The 20,714-nt window shown below is 54.4% G+C and carries 12 protein-coding genes; 8 read left to right on the top strand and 4 right to left on the bottom strand.

Translation table 11 applies throughout. The features are described 5' to 3' along the window. The 4 genes from VFE46_19945 to VFE46_19930 all read right to left on the bottom strand — a co-directional run. Positions 1–632, bottom strand: a 632-nt coding sequence (locus VFE46_19945; protein HZZ30281.1) for a hypothetical protein, incomplete at its 3' end; no start/stop codon positions are given. Next, on the bottom strand, positions 626–1,549 hold the full coding sequence (locus VFE46_19940; protein ID HZZ30280.1) for an ABC transporter ATP-binding protein: 924 nt from the start codon (positions 1,547–1,549) through the stop codon (positions 626–628). The genes VFE46_19940 and VFE46_19945, both read right to left, overlap by 7 nt. Positions 1,550–1,653: 104 nt before the next feature. Further along, positions 1,654–2,061 (bottom strand): GntR family transcriptional regulator, encoded by a 408-nt coding sequence (locus VFE46_19935; protein ID HZZ30279.1) that lies wholly within the window; start codon positions 2,059–2,061, stop codon positions 1,654–1,656. Positions 2,062–2,826: 765 nt separating this feature from the next. Further along, entirely contained in the window at positions 2,827–3,147 is a 321-nt protein-coding gene (locus tag VFE46_19930; protein HZZ30278.1) for an HU family DNA-binding protein, read from the bottom strand. A gap of 772 nt (positions 3,148–3,919) precedes the next feature. Here VFE46_19930 and VFE46_19925 point away from each other — a divergent pair. From VFE46_19925 to VFE46_19890, 8 genes are all read left to right on the top strand, one after another. Then, positions 3,920–8,908: a PQQ-binding-like beta-propeller repeat protein gene (locus VFE46_19925; protein HZZ30277.1), complete on the top strand. Its 4,989-nt coding sequence runs from the start codon at positions 3,920–3,922 to the stop codon at positions 8,906–8,908. Between the two features lie 129 nt (positions 8,909–9,037). Beyond that, positions 9,038–10,081, top strand: a complete 1,044-nt coding sequence (locus VFE46_19920) for a hypothetical protein (GenBank protein HZZ30276.1) — start codon at positions 9,038–9,040, stop codon at positions 10,079–10,081. A gap of 21 nt (positions 10,082–10,102) precedes the next feature. Continuing rightward, complete coding sequence (locus tag VFE46_19915; GenBank protein ID HZZ30275.1) at positions 10,103–11,155, top strand: MoxR family ATPase; 1,053 nt, start codon at positions 10,103–10,105, stop codon at positions 11,153–11,155. A gap of 113 nt (positions 11,156–11,268) precedes the next feature. Then, positions 11,269–12,177 (top strand): DUF58 domain-containing protein, encoded by a 909-nt coding sequence (locus VFE46_19910; protein ID HZZ30274.1) that lies wholly within the window; start codon positions 11,269–11,271, stop codon positions 12,175–12,177. Between the two features lie 58 nt (positions 12,178–12,235). Then, on the top strand, positions 12,236–14,470 hold the full coding sequence (locus VFE46_19905; protein HZZ30273.1) for a BatA domain-containing protein: 2,235 nt from the start codon (positions 12,236–12,238) through the stop codon (positions 14,468–14,470). Between the two features lie 179 nt (positions 14,471–14,649). Further along, the gene (locus VFE46_19900; protein HZZ30272.1) at positions 14,650–17,145 is read left to right on the top strand and encodes a VWA domain-containing protein; all 2,496 of its coding nucleotides are present in this window, start codon (positions 14,650–14,652) and stop codon (positions 17,143–17,145) included. Positions 17,146–17,151: 6 nt separating this feature from the next. Continuing rightward, positions 17,152–19,788 carry a hypothetical protein gene (locus VFE46_19895; protein ID HZZ30271.1) on the top strand — a complete coding sequence of 879 codons (2,637 nt, stop codon included), beginning with the start codon at positions 17,152–17,154 and terminating at the stop codon, positions 19,786–19,788. Between the two features lie 200 nt (positions 19,789–19,988). Next, positions 19,989–20,714 (top strand): hypothetical protein (locus VFE46_19890; protein ID HZZ30270.1); only part of this gene is annotated, 726 nt, incomplete at its 3' end.

Below are 20,714 nucleotides of genomic sequence, written 5' to 3'. Positions count from 1 at the left end.
GCCAACAGCAGCAGGATCAGCCCGCCGCACACCACCCACATTTCCAGCGATTGTCCCAAAAGCAGCACGACAAGCAGCAACAAGCCGGCAGCCAACGGCAGTGCGCGGCTGCCCAACCACCGCCCCTCGCCGAGACCGCTTAAAAATGCCGCAAGATACAACAGCGGCATTTGCAGGCAGACAATCCACGTGCTTGTGGTCATCGACCAATCGAATGGGGCCGCAATGGATCCCGGTGTAGATGCCCAAACGGCGTAATACAAGAGCGGCAACACTGCGACCACCAAACAAGCGGCGACGCCCACCAAAAGTTTTGCTGCAAATACTTCCTGGCGCTGAACCGGGCGATGCAACAGGAATTGCACGGTGCCACGATTCACTTCACACAGCGTTTGCCACAAGCCGACGGCCACGGCCAGCAAACCGGCGACCACCAGCATGGCCGTGCAGTACAAATCGCCGACAAAGGGAATATTGTTGTCCGTCCGCGACATCAGCACTCTTAAAATCCACGCCAATTGGCCCAAGTTTGCGCCGGTGGCTGCGCAAACCAAATAAATTTGCAACAGCAGGGCCACAATCACCAGGGGCAGAATTTCACGAATTTCTTTGCGTGCCAGTGTGGTTAACATGTGGCCATCTCCCGTTCAAAACTGGGCAACGGCGGGGCCGGATCGCGGGTGTAAGCGATGAAGGCGTCTTCCAAATTCATTTCGACGACGTCGACCGATGCCGCCCCAAGCGATTCGACCAGCGCCGCTTGTTCTTGGCCGTACCCCACCACTGTAAGCTCTAGCTTGCCGCCGTATTGGCGCTGGCTTACCAACCCAGCGAGGGGCGGCAGCTCGGGCACGCTGCCGGTAAATTCCAGCGCGACTTTTCGCAGCGACGATTTGAAATGATCGGTGGGGCAATCGACGCGCAACACGCCGTCGATCACAATGCCAATGCGATCGGCCACTCGCTCTACGTCGCCCAGAATGTGTGAGCTGAAAAAGATCGTGCGGCCGCTGCGCTGAATTAAATGAATCATGGATTCCAAAAAATCGCGGCGAACGACCGTATCTAACCCCAGCGTCGGATCATCCAAAATCAATAACTCCGGATCGGGCGCCAGCGCCAAGGCCAGCGATAGTTGGGCGCGCTGGCCATTGGAAAGCCGGCCGATTTTCTGCCGCAGCGAAAGCCGGAAATGATCCAAAATGCTGTCCAGGAAGTTTTCCTGCCAAGTGTCATAAAATCGGCGGGTGAAGCGGATGGCTTCGCTCACCGTCATCCAACGATGCAAGGGATGACCTTCGGCCAGGTATGCAATGCGAGCGCGGGTGGCGGGGCGGAGTTGCTGGATTTCTTCGCCTAAGAGCGTGGCGTGGCCGGCATCGGGCTGCACCATGCCCAGCAGCATTTTGATCAGCGTCGATTTGCCCGCTCCATTGCGGCCCAAAAAGCCGTACACGCAACCGGTGGGAATTCGGAGATTTACCACGTCGACGACGCGGCGGGGGCCGTAGTGCTTGGTAAGTCGCTCGATGGAAATGGCATCGATCATGGCTGGATACCAACGAGTGAAGGATTCAGTTCGCGTTTACTGTTTTGTGTACATGGAATTGGATAAGAACATGGAGCCGGCAGCGCCTTGGCTTGTGGGGGGATCTATTGAGATGCCGCGGCGGTTGCCGGACTCCATTGAAATTGTTTGATGCGTTCTTCCACAAACTCGGTGAATTCCTCGGCGGTAAAGCCAAATCGAACGGCATCGACCAACAGACGGTCGACGCTGCCCAGCAGCCGCTCACGGCGGGATTTTTTCGACAACGGCCTAGGAAGCGGGGCGATGAACACACCCATTCCCGGCCGAGTGTACAGCACGCCTTCGCGCTCCAGCTCGGTGTAAGTCCGGGCTACTGTGTTGGGATTGATCACCAGCAATTGCGATAATTCGCGGACCGAAGGCAATCGCTGGTCGGTCCGTAATTGACCGCGCGCCACGCCAGCGCAAATTTGATCGCTGAGCTGTTGATAAATCGGCATGCCAGAAGTTGGATTGATGGAAAATTGCACGGTGCTGAGCTCCTGCTGTATTACTTGTACCAGTACAGTAAGTATATGTCAAGAGAATCGCAAAAAACGTTTTGGGATTCCGGTCCGGCATCAGGACACGATAAAAAATCGGGCGAAAATTGGGCCACCGATTTGTTATGATATTGCCCGGGAGCAGCAGCTTCCCGCAGCCGGCATTTTGCAATTGCCGTGGCGATGATCTTTGGCAAATCGAACTAAAAATCTTTTGGTCAGCGGACGATTAGCGCCTCCGCAAGAAGTGCGCAGCCAATCGCATGCTCGTTTCATTCCGCAACGAACCGGCCCATTTGCCCTTCTAATGGGTGTACTTCTGATGGGGGTTAATTTCCGATCGTGTTTTTCCGCGCAGAGAGCGATTTGAAAAAAATATCCCGAGATTTCCCGAGCCGATTTTTTCCCGTGGCCCAATTCAAGTGGAAATTATGTGGAAAGTATGATGGCCAATTTTCAGCCTGAGAGGCGAACACTCGGTGCTCTTTGCCCCCGTCTGTGCCGTGGCGGAGGAGAAAGCGGATATGCGGGTATGATGCCAAGTGGTGGCTGAAGAAACTGCCGATGTGCGCGCAAAAAACAGCCGCTTGTGCGGGAGGTTGCGAACTTAATGGCAGATCGCAACTCACACGCGCAAGCGGCCGTGAAATCGGCAGTGGTTCGTGCTGGGTAGTCGGTCGGAAAGTGCCGGGCTACGGACAGCCCGGCTGGAATCGAACCGTTCCGCCTTCGCACGCTGTCTACCGAACTGTACTAGGCCATGGCCTTCAGTTGCTTCAAAGCGCGAACCTTAATTTTGGTGCTGGCCGGTTTGGCGGCCACATCCATTAGCTCGCCGGGCTTGAACGGGTTAGGTACGCCTTTGCGAGCTGGGCGGGCCGGAACCTTTTTCTTTTCGATTTTCACCAGACCTGGAATGGCGAACATTCCAGAGCCTTTGCCGCTCATCGACTTCTTGATTTCGTTGCCCAAGGCTTCGAGCACGGCACTGACTTCTTTCTTGGCGACACCAGTGGCCTCAGAAATGTTGGCGAGAACTTCACTTTTTGACGGCGCTTTTTTTGCGTTTGACACGGCTACTTTCCCCATAAATCAGGACCCTCCTTGCGGGTGCGTGAGTAAAGGAACAATTCGTCCGACCAATTGGCGGAAGTGCTGATTTAATCGCACGCGGCTAAAATTTCAATCCTCACTCGCGGCAAAATCTGCGAATTTCGCGGAAAAATTTGAATTTTTGCCTCCAACCACCATGACGGCGCGGGATTGGAAGAAATGCGCAAAACGGATTATGCCGAGCCAGGTTTATTGCTTTACCGCACCAATTGAGTTGAATTCCTCCGCAGGAGCAACGTGTCCTGCGTGATTATTTAGCTCGAAAGTCGCACTTTGGCACCGAAAATGGCTACTTTCCGAGTAAATTTAGGCGAAAAACTCAGCGGTTTAAGTGTTGAAAGCCGAATATTGGGGCCTTTTATGGGCAATTCGACGGCTTTGCCTAGCAGACTGCATATATTAACAGAGAAGCGCTAACGGTAAGAATGAAGGGGAAATATTCGCAATGGCAGGGTGGTCCCGATTTGGTTGCCGGTTGGCAAAATGTTGTTTAAGATAAATTGTAGCAGAAACTTACGTCTGAAAACGGCCCTCGGATCCTCGGGGCTTGGCGCTCATTTATTTACATGTTCAGCACGTTTATGTGCCCCGATAGCCGCCGAAGTCGCTTATCCCCCCAAAGGTGCAAATGTGCAATCGCTGCGGACTGGTGAAATTGAACTTTCTGCTAATTTGAGGCACTAAACTGGCGAGAGCCGGCCAGAGGCCGGCGCATGATTCATTGAGGATGGCCATGAAGGAATGGAAATCTTACGGCGGACGGCGCTGGTTGGGGTGGGGAGCAGCAGCTTGTACGGTTTGCTTGGGCGCTGTTCTTCTATGCAGCGTCAGCAATCGACCGGCGAAGGCGCAGCAGCCCGGGCAAATTCAAATTGGACCCGGCGGCAACTTTGTGCAATTTGGCGGCCGCTTTGGCCGCTTTCAACAGCCCGGCCAGCAAGACTCGGAAGAAACTCCAGAGGGGGTGTTTTTGCCGGTCGATCGCGATACCACCCGACAATGGGAAAAGGCGAAATCATTGTTGGACGATGGCCACTATGCAGACGCGGTTATGCTGTTGGATGAAATTTTGCAAAGCGGCGAAGATTACTTTTTTAAGCCAGCTGCGGATGATGTAGATACGCACGGGTCAAAGGAAGGCGCGGGGGCTTCACCCGGGGGTTCTCCAGCCGATGGCAAGGGCGCGATTGGTGGCACGGAAGCACACCGCTCGTCAATATTTGGAAACGGAACTAGCGCGAAGCGGACCGAGTCTTTTCAAAGTTTGAAAACGGAAGCGCAGCGGCTCATTGGCAACATGCCTCCTGAGGGACGGCAAGCCTATGAGTTGCAGTTTGGCATTCATGCTCAGCAAATGTTGAATTCTGCGGCAAGTTCCGGCAACGTGGCTGGGCTGGAAGAAATTGCTCGGCGGTATTTCCATACGAAGGCCGGATATCAGGCGACGCTGCTGTTGGGACGGCATCATTTAGATCACAACCGTCCCCTGGCCGCCGCTCTTTGCTTCCAACGCTTGCTCGATGCACCCGATGCCGCGGCGACGTTCGAGCCAACCCTATCGGTTTTGTTAGCTGCCAGTTGGCAACGAGGCGGCATGGCCGATCGTGCCCACGAGGTGCTGTCGGCGTTGAAAAAGAGAAATCCCAATGCGACGCTCCGTGTGGCCGATAAAACCGTGCATTTGTTTTCCGATGATAAGGAAGCACTCGCGTGGCTGGAATCGACCACCGGCGAGCCGCGCAGCCCTGCGCCAGAACAATTGCAACAATGGGCGTTAGTGCGCGGCAATCCAGCACGAAATGCAACCAGTGCGGGAGGCATTCCGCTATTGAACCCGTTGTGGCGGGTATCAACCACCAACCATCCGACGCTGGAACGAACGCTGGCTGGCATTCGGCAACAGTGGGTTGATCAGGGGGTGCCGGCGATGCCGTCAATGCAACCGTTGGCGGTCAATAACTTGGTGCTGATGCGCACCGCGCGCGATTTGTTGGCCGTCGATTTCGAAAGCGGCAAACGTTTGTGGCCCATTCGCTCTAGCAGCGATACCTCGCTGGAGCAAATGCTGGGTTCCTCAACCAATGGGGCGGGCACGACCACGATAGATCCCCAGCACAACCCCGGCTTAATCGAACGATTTTGGGAAGACAACACCTTCGGCACGCTCGCCTGCGATGGCCAGCAGGTGTATTTGATTGACGATTTGGATGTCGCCAGCATTTCTTCCTCGGAAACGCTGGTTGCTCCCATGATGTTTAACGGCCGCGTACGCATTAACGGCGGCGCCGCTCTGATCGTTCGAGGCGGTGGAGAAGGGCAAGTGTTAATTCCCAAGCGGTTCAACAAGCTGACCGCCCACGAATTGCGAACGCAGGGCAAGCTGAAGTGGGAAGTAGGGGGGCAAAGTGGCGAGGACGAATCGCAACTGGCCAGCGCGTTTTTCCTCGGTCCGCCGTTGCCGTTGGAAGGCAAGCTATATGTGTTGGCGGAAATGAAATCGAGTGAAATTAAATTGTGTGTTCTCGATGCGAAAACCGGCCGGCTCGATTGGTCACAGCAAGTGGCCATTGTGGAGCAAAATATTCAGCAAGATCCCATGCGCCGGTTGGCCGGTTGCAGTCCCAGCTATGCAGATGGAGTGTTGGTCTGCCCAACCACCGCCGGCGCCGTGGTGGCGGTTGATATTGCGAATCACACGCTGCTGTGGGGCTACCAGTACCAACGCGATGGCGCGATGTTTCCTCCTGGTGCGATGGTGGTGCGCGGCGGTCAAATGTGGAGCGCGGCGGCCATTCAAGCCAATCCCGGCGAGCACTGGCTCGATTCGGCGATCACGCTCGCTAACAAGTACGTGCTCGTCACGCCCATGGAATCGAACGAGTTGCACTGCCTGAATCTCATCGACGGCAAGCTGTTGTGGAAGCAGCCGCGCGGCGAGAACTTGTACGTGGGGGGAATCCGCCGCGACACTGCGATCTTGGTGGGTCGCCGACAAATTACGTTGATGACATTGGCCGATGAAAGATCGTTCACCAAGGTGAAAACAGTAGAACTGCCTTCAGGGGCCATGCCTAGCGGCAGGGGTTTCCTCAGCGGCGACGATTATTTCTTGCCGTTAACGTCGGCCGAAGTAGTGCAACTCGATTTGAACACCGCAAAAATTGTCGCCCGGGCGAAATCGCGTAAGGATGCCATTCCCGGCAACCTGATATGTTACCAAGGTCAGGTAATCTCGCAGGGAATCGACTATGTCGAAACGTTTTTCCAGCGTCAGCCGCTGGAGGAGCGAATTACGAAAACGCTGGCGGAAAATCCGAACGACGCCTGGGCACTTGCACATCGGGGTGAAATTGCTCTGGACGCGGGACAGCTGGATTCCGCCATAGCCGACTTGCGGCAAGCTTATCAATCGAGCAAGGAGCCGTTGAACCGTGAATTATTGTTTGAGGCATTGCTCAGTGGGTTGACGCAGGATTTCAGCAAACACCAAGGCGATTTGCCTGAACTTGAACAACTGGTGAACGATGAACGAGAGCGGGGCATCTATCTTCGTGTGCGAGCCGCTGGCTTGCAGCAAATCGGGGATATTTCTGGGGCAGTCGATGCCTACCTGAAATTAGCGGCCTTGGATCCGCGCAATGAAGAGCTTGAAGATTTGGATACAAAGCTTTCTGTCTTGCGTCCACGATGGGTCCAGGCGCAGCTGCAGGGTTTGCTGTCGGCAGGGAAGCCGGAAAATCTCGTCTCGATCGATTCCGCGTTAAAGCGACAACTTGATCAGGCCGCGGCCAGTCCTGATCTTAAACTGCTGCGTCAATTTGTGAATTGCTTTAGCGCCCATCCATTCGCGGATCAAGCCCGCGAGTTGTTAGTTGACAAATTGAATGGGTCGGAAACGTTGCTGGATCGGGAACAATTGCTATTGGCTTTGCAGAACTCTCCGGTTGCTGTCCGCCGTGTCGAGGCCACGGTGAAGTTGTCGATGTTGCTGTGCGAAGCTGGGCAATGGAATGCCGCGCTGGAGCAGTACCGAAATTTAAAATTGCAAGCCGGCGACCAACCCGTATGGGACGGTAAGAACGCAACCCAGATTTTGGATGGCTTGCCAGGAAATTCGCTGCTTCGTCGAGCCGAGGCGCAAGATCGCAGTTGGCCAGAGGGTGAAATCAAAATTGAAAAAAGCGAGCCCAATGAGAGAGGCCACCGACTGATTGATGCCACTCGCGTGTTCAATACCGAGATTCAAGGAACTCGCACGCCATTTTTTACCCACGTTTTGCTGGGGCACGATCAGCAGCGGCAACAAATTCTGGGCGTTGATTCCTTGGGCCGCGATTTGTTTCAAATTTCATTGGCCGATCCGACACGGATGAATGCCTTTCGTCCAAATACAATGAATGATTTCGCGTTCGTGCAAGGACATGTTTTGGTGTTATGCACTGGGTATCAAGTGATTGGACTCGATACTTTGCGAAGTTCTGGGAACCGCGTGCTGTGGACCAAAGATTTGGCTGATCTGTCGATGATGAATGGGCAAATGCAGCAGATCATAAGGCAAAATATGCCCTGGGGAGGCACGCGGCGATTGCAAACGCAACAAGGATTATTTGGCGATGTGGCGATGTGTGGCCAGCACACGCTGTGTTTTCAGCATGGACGTGATGTAACGGCCATCGATCCATTAACCGGCCAGGTGGAATGGGTTCGTCATGGGGTGGAAGTTGGGTGCGATTTATTCGGCGACGACGAAATGGTCGTGTTGGCGCCTGCCAATGGCAAATCGGCGTTAATATTGCGCACTGCTGATGGACATTTGTTGGGAGAACGGGCCGTTGCGCCCACATTCGATAAACGTTGGACCAACTACGGCCATTGCCTACTAGTGTTCCGCGACAACTCCGACAGTAATAAGGTAACGCTGGCGCTATTTGATCCTTGGACACAAAAGGACATATGGTCGGAACAGTTCTCCGGTTGGAACAACGGTGGCAACTCGGCCTTGAAGGGAACTCTGGTCGACGGCGAAACCGTGGCTCTGATGCAATCCGACGGCAGATTCGTAGTGTTGAATTTGATCGATGGCCACAAGCTGATCGAGCAACAATTGGAGGCGGAGCAAAATCAACGCAGCCAATTGCAAAATATTTTTGTCTTTTCTTCTCCGCAGCAGTTTATTTTAGTAACCAATCGTCCGTCACCTCCCATGGGCGTTCCGGGACCGCGGGGCTATGGTGACAATCGCAACTTGGCTTTGAACCCCATTCCCGTGATGTCCCAGATGATGGGTGAACCCATTAGCATGCTCGTCAGCGGCCATGTGTACGCATTCGACCGGACAACCGGCAAGCAACAATGGACGAATCCGGCCTACGTGGAACAGCAAGGATTATTGTTGGCGCAGCCAGACGAATTGCCCGTGCTGACGTTTGTTCGTAATTTGCAAACGCTGACCACGATGAACCGTAGTTCGCAAACGCATGGTTCGATATTGTGCTTGGACAAGCGAACTGGCCGGCTAGCGTATGCCGACGACGATTTGCCTTCGATTCTCGGATTCGAAGTCATAGGAGATGTGAACGAGAAAACGGTGACATACAACTTGAGCTCCCAGCCGCCGATGGCCGTGGCGCTAAAATTTACCGACGCTCCGGTACCCCCCGAGCCACCGTACCAGGCCGGCGCGTTTGAAAGACCACCGGCACCACCAGAAGTGAAGGAATGATGTTGGTCATTTCACCCCATTGTTGCTAAGCCGCAATGGTGGCACCCGTGGTAGGCCTACGGATTGAACGACAAGTATCCCGGCGAAAACGAGAACGTCGGTTAGTTACCCTTTTAACCCCTTTCCGCCATGCCTCAGCAATTGCGACGGCTGTTTGTCCCGTTCTGTGCGGGTTTGGCATTGGTTTTAGGTGCCGTAGCGTTCGGCGCGGATAAAAAAGATCCGCGAGTGCAGCATTGCATTGATCGAGGATTGGAATGGGTGGCCAACGCCCAATCGCGCGTCGGCAGTTGGAGCGCCAAAGACGGCATGTATCCTACGGCCATGACGGCGCTGGCGGGCATTGCACTTTTGCAGGAAGGCTCGACCACGACACAAGGCAAGTACGCGCCCAATATTCGCCGGGCGGTCGATTATTTGTGCAGCCGCAGCCGTTCCAACGGATTGATTGGTGATCCTACGCGCGACGATCGCTACACCTACGGCCATGGCTATTCCATGTTGTTTTTATCCCAGGTGCTGGGTGAAGAAGAAGACCAAGCACGCCGTAAAGATTTAATTCGCGTGCTAACCAAGGCGGTGGAATTTTGCGGCCGGGCTCAAACCGACGACGGCGGCTGGGGCTACGTCAGCGCCAAAGACGGCGGCGGCTACGACGAAGGTTCCACCACCATCACGCAAGTGCAGGGGCTGCGGGGCTGCCGTAACGCCGGCATTTCAGTGCCGAAGGAAGTCATCGACAAAGCGATTAAATACATTCACAAATGCACGCTGGAAGACGGTGCCGTGCAGTACAGTTCCAAAGGAGGCGGTCCACGGCCAGCCATAACTGCTGCGGCCATTGCCTGCTTGTACAATGCCGGCGATTATGACGACCAATTCGTTCCCAAAATGATGAAATATACCGCCAACAGCTTAGACGATCTCAACAAGCAAGATTTCGGTCACTGGCATTACGCCCATTATTACTATGCCCAAGTAATGTATCGCGAAGGAGGCGAAAAGTGGGAACAGTATCGCGACAAAATGTATGCCCGTCTGGTGAGCGAAGCGACCGAAGATCGTACCGGAATTAGTTGGACGCAAGGCTACGTGGGCCAGATCTATACCACCGCCGTCAATCTCACCATTTTGCAACTTGATAATAACATACTTCCGATTTACCAACGCTGAACAGGAGTTGAAAAACCACTCATGCCCGATAGCACATTCGCGCACGATTCCCCCGCCATTCGTAAATTGAACGATGCGCGTGAAAAAATCATTCAACAGCTTTCGCAAGTGATCGTCGGCCAGAACCAAGTAATTGAAGAGCTGTTGATTTCACTCTTCAGCCGAAGCCATTGCTTGTTGGAAGGCGTCCCAGGCTTGGCCAAAACCCTGATGATTAGCACCCTGGCGCGGGCGCTCAATTTATCGTTCAGCCGCATTCAGTTTACGCCCGACCTCATGCCGGCCGACATAACCGGCACCGAAATCATTGAAGAGAATCGCAGTACAGGCAGCCGCGAATTCCGTTTTTTGGAAGGCCCGCTGTTCGCCAATGTGATTTTGGCAGATGAAATCAATCGCACGCCGCCGAAAACTCAGGCGGCCTTATTGGAGGCAATGCAAGAGCGGCAAGTTACTGTGGGCCGGGTGCGGCATCAATTATCCGATCCGTTTTTCGTCCTGGCCACGCAAAATCCAATTGAGCAGGAAGGCACGTATCCGCTGCCGGAAGCACAGCAAGATCGGTTCATGTTCAAAGTCTTCATTAACTATCCGAACTTTGATGAAGAGTTCGAAATTGCCCGCCGCACCACAACCAGCATGGCCGATCACGTGGCACCGGTGCTGGCGGCCGACGAAATTCTTGAATTGCAACGGCTGGTGCGCGAAGTGCCGGTGACCGATCACGTGATTCGCTACACGCTCTCGTTGGTGCGTCAAACCCGAGTTGGTGAACCAGGCGTCCCCGATTTTGTAAACGACCAAATTTCCTGGGGAGCCGGCCCGCGAGCGGTGCAGTTTTTAATTCTTGGCGGCAAAGCCCGGGCGTTGTTGCACGGCCGCACACACGTTTCGACCGACGACATTCAGGCGCTCGCCAAGCCAGTGCTGCGGCACCGAATGGTCGTCAACTTTTCGGCCGAGAGCGAAGGCATTGGCCCGGACGATGTGGTGAATCGCCTGCTGGAGACCACGCCCACCAAGGAAGGCGAGTTAACCAACGACGCCCGCTTTCAAAAGATTTTTGCTTCCTAATTCAGTGACCTGTTGTCTACGGTCTGTCGCAACCGGCGGCACCGGGCAAGCCCGGCGGCTAAATAGGAACCGAGCACTGACCACTGACCATCGGCAACTAACCACTGCGACTCATGGCCACGATTGATCAAAAGCGTTTCCTGCATCCGGAGGCCATCAAGCGCATTGCGAGGCTCGATTTGCGAGCCCGACACATTGTGGAAGGTTATTTGTCGGGAATGCACCGTAGCCCGTACTTTGGCCAATCCGTCGAGTTTTTGCAGCACCGGGAATACAGTTACGGCGACGATTTGCGGCATGTCGATTGGAAAGTGTGGGCCAAGCAAGATCGGCTGTACATTAAGCAGTACGAGGAGGAAACCAACCTGCGGGCGATGCTGTTGGTCGATGTTTCGAACAGCATGCAATACGGCAACGGCCCAATGAACAAATACGAATACGCTTGCACTGCCGCCGTCAGCCTGGCGTATTTATTGCTTCGACAACAAGACGCCGTCGGTTGTTTGGCGTTTGACGAAGGCGTGCGAGCAACGGTGCCAATGCGTACCAAGCGGAGTCATTTGAATTCGATTATTCAGTCGCTGGGCGTAATCGCCCCGCAAAAAAAGACCGATCTGCAACAAATTCTCCGGCAAGCCGCGGAAAATTTTCCCCATCGCGGCTTGATGATTATTCTGTCCGATTTACTGGTGCCACGGGCAGGATTCATCAAAGGAATTAAACTGCTGAGGCAGCGCGGACACGACCTATTGCTCCTGCATGTTATGGATGACGAAGAGCTCGATTTCCCTTTTTCTGGACCGACGCGATTCGAAGGGCTGGAATTACCGGAAAATTTGACGTGCAATCCTCGGGCCCTGCGAGATGGTTACTTGAAAGTCTTGGCCGCGTACCTGGACGAAGTTCGCCGGGCCTGCGCGCAAAACGAATGCGATTACAAACTGATCCGCACAAGCGATCCCCTCGACGCCGTACTGGCACAATTCATTAGCATCCGCATGGGAGCACAACGGAAGCGATGACGCACCAATGCACAGCGTCGATAGCAATTGAAAGATTGTCACTAAGCGAATAGTCACCATGCCGTCGTTTCTCTACCCACTGCCGATTGCTCTTGTAGCTGGTTTGATCGTATTGCCGATCGCCATTCACTTGATCAATTTAATGCGGCATCGCAAAGTGCAGTGGGCGGCAATGGAGTTTTTGTTGCTTAGCCAGAAGCGCAATCGCACGTGGGTGATGCTCAAGCAGTTGCTGTTGTTGCTGCTGCGAATTGCCGCAATTGTCGCAGTCGTGTTGATGGTTGCGCAGCCGATTGTGCAAAACAAATTGGCCGGATTGTTTGGTGGTAGCAAGTTACACCACATTGTGCTGTTGGATGATAGCTTTTCGATGTCGGACCACTGGGCCGATACCACGGCCTTTGACGAAGCAAAAAAATTCGTCCTGCGTTTGGGCAGACAAGCGGCCGAGCAGCCGGCCCGGCAGGAATTTACCTTGCTGCGATTTTCGCAGGCGGCGCATCCCTCGCGCGGTACCCAAACTGATTTGTCTGGCGAAACCGTCGATACCGATCAATTTCCCAAAAAGCTTGATCAAACTTTGCAACGATTGCATGTTTCTCAAATGGCGGTCGGACCAGCGGAAGCACTGAAGGCAGCCGCGCAAAATATTGGTGACGGCGGTGAATCCAGCTACGTGGTGTTTTTGGTTTCCGATTTTCGCACGAAAGATTGGCTCCAAGCCAAGGAACTGCAAAAATTGCTGCGCAAATTGAACGAAGCTGGGGCCCGGCTGCAACTTATCAACTGCGTGGATGAAGCGCGGCCAAACCTAGCAATTACCTCGCTACGTCCTAGCCGTGGCATACGCGCCGCTGGCGTGCCCTTAGAGATGGAAGTGACAGTTCACAATTACGGTGCCACGCCGGCTACCAATGTTTCGGTGCGACTAGAAGAGCAGGGGGTTCAGCGCCCAGCCATCGAGATCGACAAAATCGATCCGGGTCGCAACGTAACTCGGCAGTTCGAAATCCGGGCACAAATAGCCGGCCAGCGGCGTATTTCCGCTTATTTGACCGCCGATGCCGTAGCGCTGGATAACGTACGGCACACGGTTATCGAATTTCCCACCGGTGTGCCCGTGTTGATTATTGACGGCGGCTTAAAATCTGGAACGGCTGCTAAAGATTCCGACGGCTTGTTCCTGGAATCGGCATTGTCGCCGCCCGGACCGGTTCCCACCGGCTTGCGACCACGGGTCGAATCGCCGCGGTTTTTGGACGATCATCCGCTGGATGAATTTCAAGCCATTTACTTGTGTAATGTTGACCGCTTGCCCCTGGAAACCATCGACAAATTGAAAAACTATGTTGAAACCGGTGGCGGTGTGGCGTTTTTCCTTGGGGATCGATCGCGGGCTGATTTCATGAATCAGTTGTATGGCGACGGCAATGGTTTGTTTCCCGTGCCACTGGAAGCACCCGTTCCGCTTTTGGTGGACCAGAGCGAAAAACAGCCCGACTTGCAAATTACCGATCACCCGATTTTCCGGATCTTTTCGGGTGAGAATAATCCATTCATCAAAATGGTGAACATTGAAAAGTATTTCGCCGTAAAAAAGGGATGGAAACCGCCGGAAGGTTCGGCTACCAGCATTATTGCCAGCGTCCGCAACGGATCGCCGCTGGTGGTTGACAAAAAATTGGGAGACGGGCGCGTGCTGGCGTTTCTTACCACCGCCGGGCCACACTGGAACAATTGGGGACGCGATAATCCCAGTTACGTGGTGGCGATGCAGGAGTTGCAAAGTTATTTGGCCGCAGGCAAGCAAAACGATCCGTCGCGGCAGGTGGGTGTGCCGCTGGAAATTGCCGTCGATACGCAAAAGTATCAACCGCAGGTTGAGTTTTTAACCCCAGCCGAGGGAACGGCCGATCGAGTTGTTGTGAAAGCCGAAACGCAAGGCGATGGTCCAGCCAAGGCCGTGCTGGCCGATACCGACACCAGCGGTATTTACGAAGTCCAGCTCACCGCCAACGACAATTCTCAGGAAGTGACCGAAGTGGCATACAACGTGGATGCTGCTGAAGGCGATTTGAATGTGGTTAGCCAGGAGCAGTTAGCAGCAGAGCTTTCCGACGTGTCATATGAATTTCATCGCGCCAACGATTTGTATTTTGATTCCAAAGAAATGCAAGGTTTCAACCTCAGCGAAACCATCCTATATGTGTTGATCTTCCTCCTCGTGGGCGAGCAATTGTTGGCATATTCGGCAAGTTATCATCCGGCCCGGTGGCGAGGAGCGAACGGATGAACCTGTCAAAAAAGACACTCGCTGCTTTTCTGTCGATTGTCGTATGCATTGGTGTCGAAAGGTGGGCCGGTGGGTGGGCAAAGGCGGCCATCTCAAGTTCCTCTGCTATAGCTGGCGCGGCCAAGGCAGGTTCTACCACTGTGGATTCCCTCACCCGCACCCGATACGAATTCAGCCGCGTGCAGTCTTTTACCGAATGGTGGCAAATGCCGCTCCTGGTGTTAGTCTGCGCGTTCGTGTTGGGATTTGTGGCCTACATGTATCGGCGAGACAGCATCGAGCTAAAGCCTGGTCTGGGGATGTTGTTGGCGGTGTTAAGATTAGCGGCCTTCCTCGGCGTGCTGCTGATGTATTTAGATGTGCAAAAGCGGAGTGAGACCAAGGTTATCCATAACTCGCGCGTGGTGTTGTTGGTCGACACCAGTCTAAGCATGAGCCGCTCAGATTCAGATGATACCGGCAGTAGTATTATGGGTTCCAGTGAGGCCGTAACAGGCGCTAGTGGCAACAGTCTGCGGCGAATCGATGAAGTAGCTGCTGCTTTAACCGATGGAAAATTTCTCAATGCTTTGCGGCACACGCACGATGTAGAAGTGGCTAAGTTCGATTCTGAAATGCGGCACACTGCTACCCTGCCAAAATTGACGTCCGCATCATCTTCCTCCGGAAGCGCAGATTCGGGCACCGCAGCGGCTCCAGGCGTTCCCGCTACTCAAGTCGAGAGAGAGCAAACCGTACTCAAGAAAAACGAAAACATCGACTGGCACAAAGAGCTCGATCCCCAAGGAGGCGAAACACGCATTGGCCAGGCAGTGCGACAAATTATGAACGACGAACGGGGTGTACCCCTGTCGGCGGTCGTCCTGTTTTCCGACGGTGGTCAAAACGCTGGCGTCGACATAGCCGCCGCCGTGAAAGCCGCTCAGGAAGCCAAGGTGCCCGTGCACGTTATTGGCATCGGTTCCGCCACCCGTCCCACAAATGTTCGCATAAGTGATCTCGTGGCTCCGGCACGTGCTTACCCAGGCGACAATTTTCAAATTACTGGCTACGTGCAGTCGCAAGGGTTGAAAGGCCGCACAGTCACCGTGGAATTGGCGGTTGTGTCGACTGGGCAAGGAAGCAAAACCGAGCCGGTGCTAGAAAAAACGCAGCGCGTCACATTAGGAGACGATTCAGAAGTGCTACCAGTGCGGTTTGAAATTCCCGGTTTTGAAACAGCCGGACGTCGGGTGGTGCGCTTACGGATTAAACCCATTCCCGAGGATAAAGATCCCACCGACAACGAACGCGAAGTAGATGTCGATATTGTCGATCGCAAAAACCGCGTGTTGCTGTTTGCCGGCGGTCCCACGCGCGAGTACCAATTCGTTCGCAATATGCTTCGCCGAAGCGAATTGGCCAAAAGCGGCGACATGACAGTAGACGTGTTGCTTCAATCGGCTAGCGACGGCGTCTCGCAAGATGCAAACCAAATCCTGCCCGAATTCCCGCACCTAATGCAGGAACTGGCTCAGTACGACACCATGATCGCTTTCGATCCCGACTGGCGCGAATTGGATCCACAACAAGTCGAATTGGTGGAAAAATGGGTGGGCGAAGAATCGGGCGGGCTTATCGCAATTGCCGGCCCCGTGTATACCGACGCCTGGGTGCAAACGCCGGCGTTGGCTACGATTCGCAAGTTGTATCCGGTCGAGTTCAATCGCCGTTTGGCGCTGTTGGAAGATGCTCGATACGGCTCGCAGCAACCGTGGCCGCTGGATTTTACTCGCGAGGGTTTGGAAGCGGAGTTTTTGTGGCTGGACGACAGTGCTCAAACCAGTCATGAAGTGTGGGATTCATTCAAAGGAGTGTTTGGCTACTATCGAGTGCGCGGTCCCAAGCCTGGCGCCACTACCTATGCGCTGTATTCCGATCCAGAATCGCTCTCCAGCGATCAAAAACCGGTGTATTTTGCCGGACAGTTTTACGGATCGGGCCGAGTGTTTTACATGGGAAGCGGCGAAATGTGGCGGCTGCGCGAACTTAGCGAAAGGTATTTCGACACGTTCTACATCAAGCTTATTCGGCATGTGTCACAAGGACGCTTGCTTCGCGGTTCGCCACTGGGCAATTTATTGGTGGAGCGCGAACGATATGTCGTCGGCAACACGGTGGTGGTGCGGGCTCAATTGACCAACCTGCAGCATCAACCGCTCGACGTGCCCAAGGTAATACTGCAAGTAACACAGCACGACGGCATGCCGATGAGCATGGCTTTGCTGCCAGATCCAGTTCGCAAAGGAATGTACTTCGGGCAATTCACGGCCACGCAAGAAGGGGAATGCCGGTTGGACTTAATGCATCCCAATGCTCCAGATCAGCCGCTGACGCGCCGCTTGCAAGTGTTCATGCCCAAGCTGGAGCAAGAGAAGCCGGAGCGGAACGACGCCGTGCTGAAAGAACTGGCCGACGGCACGGGTGGACAATTATATATTGGCGTGTCTGCGGCCTTGGGACCCCGCAGTGGCAAGCCGTTGGTGGGGCAATTGGAAGACAAAACGCAGGAAACCTACGTGCCGGGTCAAAAAGATCGGGGCTGGGAAGAACAGTGGATGCACTGGCTGCTGGGAATGATTGCCGGCTGCTTGTGCTTGGAGTGGTTGGTACGACGCTTGTGCCGTTTAGCGTGATCGAACATGTCCATCGAATTTCAACGATCCGAATTAGCGCCGCAAATTGCAGGACTGCTGCAGCGGTTCCGGTTGCGCATACGCAGTTATGTGTGGACCGACGGATTGGCGGCGGTGGTCATTGTGCTAGGGTTGGGGTTTTGGACTTCTTTGGCGTTCGATTGGCTATTCGAGCCGCCGTGGCAATTTCGCGCCGTGATACTACTGGGCCTTGTCGCGGCAGTGGCCTACGTAGTGAACCGGCTGATTGTGCACCGCGCCTTCCGACAGCTTGATGATGCCGATTTAGCGGTGGTACTGGAGCGCCGGTTCCGCGATTATCGAGATAGTTTGCTTACGACAGTCGAACTTTCTGAGCATGCTCACCACACGGCGGGATTCAATACGGAAATGCTCAATCACACCCGGCAGGAGGCGGCTTGGCGCTCGGAGGCGGTGCGCTTGGGCGATGCCTTCCGCATGTCGTCGCTGCTGCGCACGCTGGCCGTAGCTGCGGTATTGGCAATTTCCGTGTTGGCTTTCGCCTGTGTAGCGCAAACAGCATTTGTTACGTGGGCCGAGCGCGTCTTACTGCTTGACAAAACATTGCTTTGGCCGCGAGCCAATCATGTGCGCGTGCAAGATTTCCCTGCCAATCATCTGCGAAAGGTTGCCAAGGGTTCTGATTTTGAAGTGATTGCCGTGGCCGAATTGGCAGGAGAATTCAAGCTGCCAGAATACGTGCAGTTGCGGTATCGCACCGAAGAAGGAACACACGGTCGGGATAACATGAGCACCATGGGCACGTCCGGAGCCCACGACCGAGAACAAAAATACTCGTATGCATTCAAGGGGGTCATGTCATCCATTGATTTCGATTTGTTCGGTGGCGATGACCGTGACCGGGGTTTCCGCGTTGAAGTAGTCGACAATCCCACAATCAGCCACATGGAGCTGGCCTGCGAATATCCCGAATACACGGGCCGTCCGGCGAACACCGTGCCTGCTAGCGCGCTGGTGCAATTGCCGCAGGGCACCAAATTGACCATTCACTGCGAAGCGAATAAAGATTTGGTGGAAGTGCCGGTAACAGTGGTGCGAGGAGACAAGGCCACCGCGCTAGCCGACGTGCAACTTCCGACGGAGGGCGATCGGCGGCATTTCTCGGTTTCGCTGCCCGAGTTAATGGAAGACACCGCTCTCTTGTTCGAACTTCAGGATGCCGACGGCATTCGCAGCCGTGATCCCGTGCGGTTGGTGCTGGCCACTCGAGCCGACGATGTGCCGGTGGTGGCTTTGCGATTACGTGGCGTGAGCACGGCGATTACGCCGCAAGCACGGCTACCGCTGGTCGGCGAAGCCCACGACGATTACGGACTGACCCGGCTGTGGTTCGAATATCAATTGGAAAAAGGCAACCTGCACGGCAAATCAGCCAATAGCCTATCGGCCTTCGGAAATGGTTCTTCCAACCCATTGCGCGGCGCAGCTTCCATGGCAGAGACGTCATCCGGCGGCACACCAGCTGCAGGGGCCGCGCAGCCGGCAGAACAACCATTGAAAACGTCCATCTTGGAACACAACGGCCGGCCGCGCAGTCAAATAAATATTGAACTGACCGACGGCGAATCCCTTGACTTGAAACGTCTGAGCGAGCGGTATGAACTTCTTTTGCGGCGCGGTGTGAAAACCCTAGCCGATTTGGCCCGCATTAACGTTCCCGATGAGCAGGTTCTAGTGGCGGAATTAAAAACGCAGCAGCAACTCGATCAGGCGCTAGCCTTTGCACCGCAAGTTGGCGACCGGTTGATTGTGGCGCTTAAAGCGGCCGATAACTGTGCGCTCCCCTCGGGAGCCAATGTGGGGCAGGGAGAGCGTTATCAGCTCGATATTGTGCCACCAGAGCAATTGCTTTCCATGCTCGAAGGGCGCGAGCTCATGCTCCGACGCCAGTTCGAAATCATCTATCAAGAATTGACGGATACGCGTGATGCCTTAGCCCGGCTTGATTTTGGCAATCCGTCAAAAAAACCGGTGGCGAATCCTGCTGCCCACGAACCGGGAGACTCTGCCACCCGCGAACCGGGCGACCAACCGGCGAATAAATCTGCTGGCAGCGACGCGGGCGGCGCCGAGCCCGGACCACCCAACGAAACCCCTCAGCAACGGGCCGAACGGCTGGCCCAACGTGTGCTGGAATTGCGGGATCTGCGAGTAGCCAGAGCACTGGATAATGGTGATCGTTCGGCTCATGAAACGTTAACCGTGGCCGACGCTTTCGACGATATTCGCGAGGAAATGGGAAACAACCGGGTCGATACCCCGGAATTACAAACCCGGCTGAAAGATCAAATTGCCGATCCGTTGCGGCACGTTGGCACGCGGATGTTTCCGGAGTTACGAACTCGCCTGGTTCAACTTCGCCGCATGCTGGATGACACGCAAGCCGGCCCAGGGCAACTCCAAGCGGCCGTGACTCAATGCGACGCAATTTTGGCACAAATGAAACTGGTCTTGGATAAAATGTTAGAATTGGAGACGTTTAATCAAGTGGTCGACATGCTGCGGGATATTATTGCCGAGCAGGACAAACTGAACAAAGAAACCTTCCAGCGCCAAAAGGACGAATTGAAGAACAAACTACGGGATTTGCAAAACCCATGAGTTGGTGTTGATATTTTGCGGTTTGGCCTTCAGGATTGCCCCTGCTGTCACTTGTTCAAGGCGCCGTTTTTAGAGCCTTGGATGCTTAAAAAGTAAGCAGGGAAGGAACTTTTATTTTTCCTGCGGCACTAAAATAAAGGAAATGGGTTATAACATAAGTTGGCACGGCGGTTGGACCACGAAGTTAGGGGTGTCCACATATGTCAGTTGATCTAAGTCGCTTTTCGATTGCAGCCGTTTTGGTTGCGATATTGGTGTTGGCCTACCCAGCGACCAAGCCCGCAGTGGCTCAATCTGCGGGCGCTCCCGCCGACCGCAACGGCAACCAGCCGGTGGCTGACAAGCCGGCCACTGAACCGGTTGCAGAGAGATCCGCAGCAGAAAAAACTCCCCTCGAAAAGTCAACGGAACCAGCATCCGCACAGCCCGCCGCGTCCGACGGCCCATCTTCCTCGGCCGAAACGAAGCCCACGGTCAGCGTTTCTCTTACATCGGAACAGGCCAAGCTAGCAGCCAAGTATAAGGAATTGGAACGGGTAATCTTGCGCATGGCCGAAGTCATGCAGGCGACCGATCCCAAACGAGCTGCCTTGCTGCGGCAAGCATTTGCCCAAAGCAAAGATCGGCAAATCGATTCGCAATACGAAGAACTTATAAAATTGCTCCGGCAAGAACAACTATATCAGGCTTCCAAAAGTCAGGTGGCTATGCAGCAAGATTTGGATCAATTGCTGCAATTGTTACTCAGCGGCGAGCGTGAAAAACAAATTCCTAACGAACGCGCAGAAATCAAACGCTTTATTGAACGGATCAATAAGCTCATCCGAGAGGAACAGGGTCTGCAAGGAGAAACCGAAGGGCAGGGAGATGACGAAGATCTAATCAAGCAGCAGGATGGTATCGCCAAAAAAACCGCCGCGCTGAAC

It is taken from the genome of Pirellulales bacterium, assembly GCA_035656635.1.
GTDB lineage: Bacteria > Planctomycetota > Planctomycetia > Pirellulales > JADZDJ01 > DATJYL01.
Note: the sequence above shows the minus strand (reverse complement) of the source record. Positions and strands in the feature narration are given on the sequence as shown.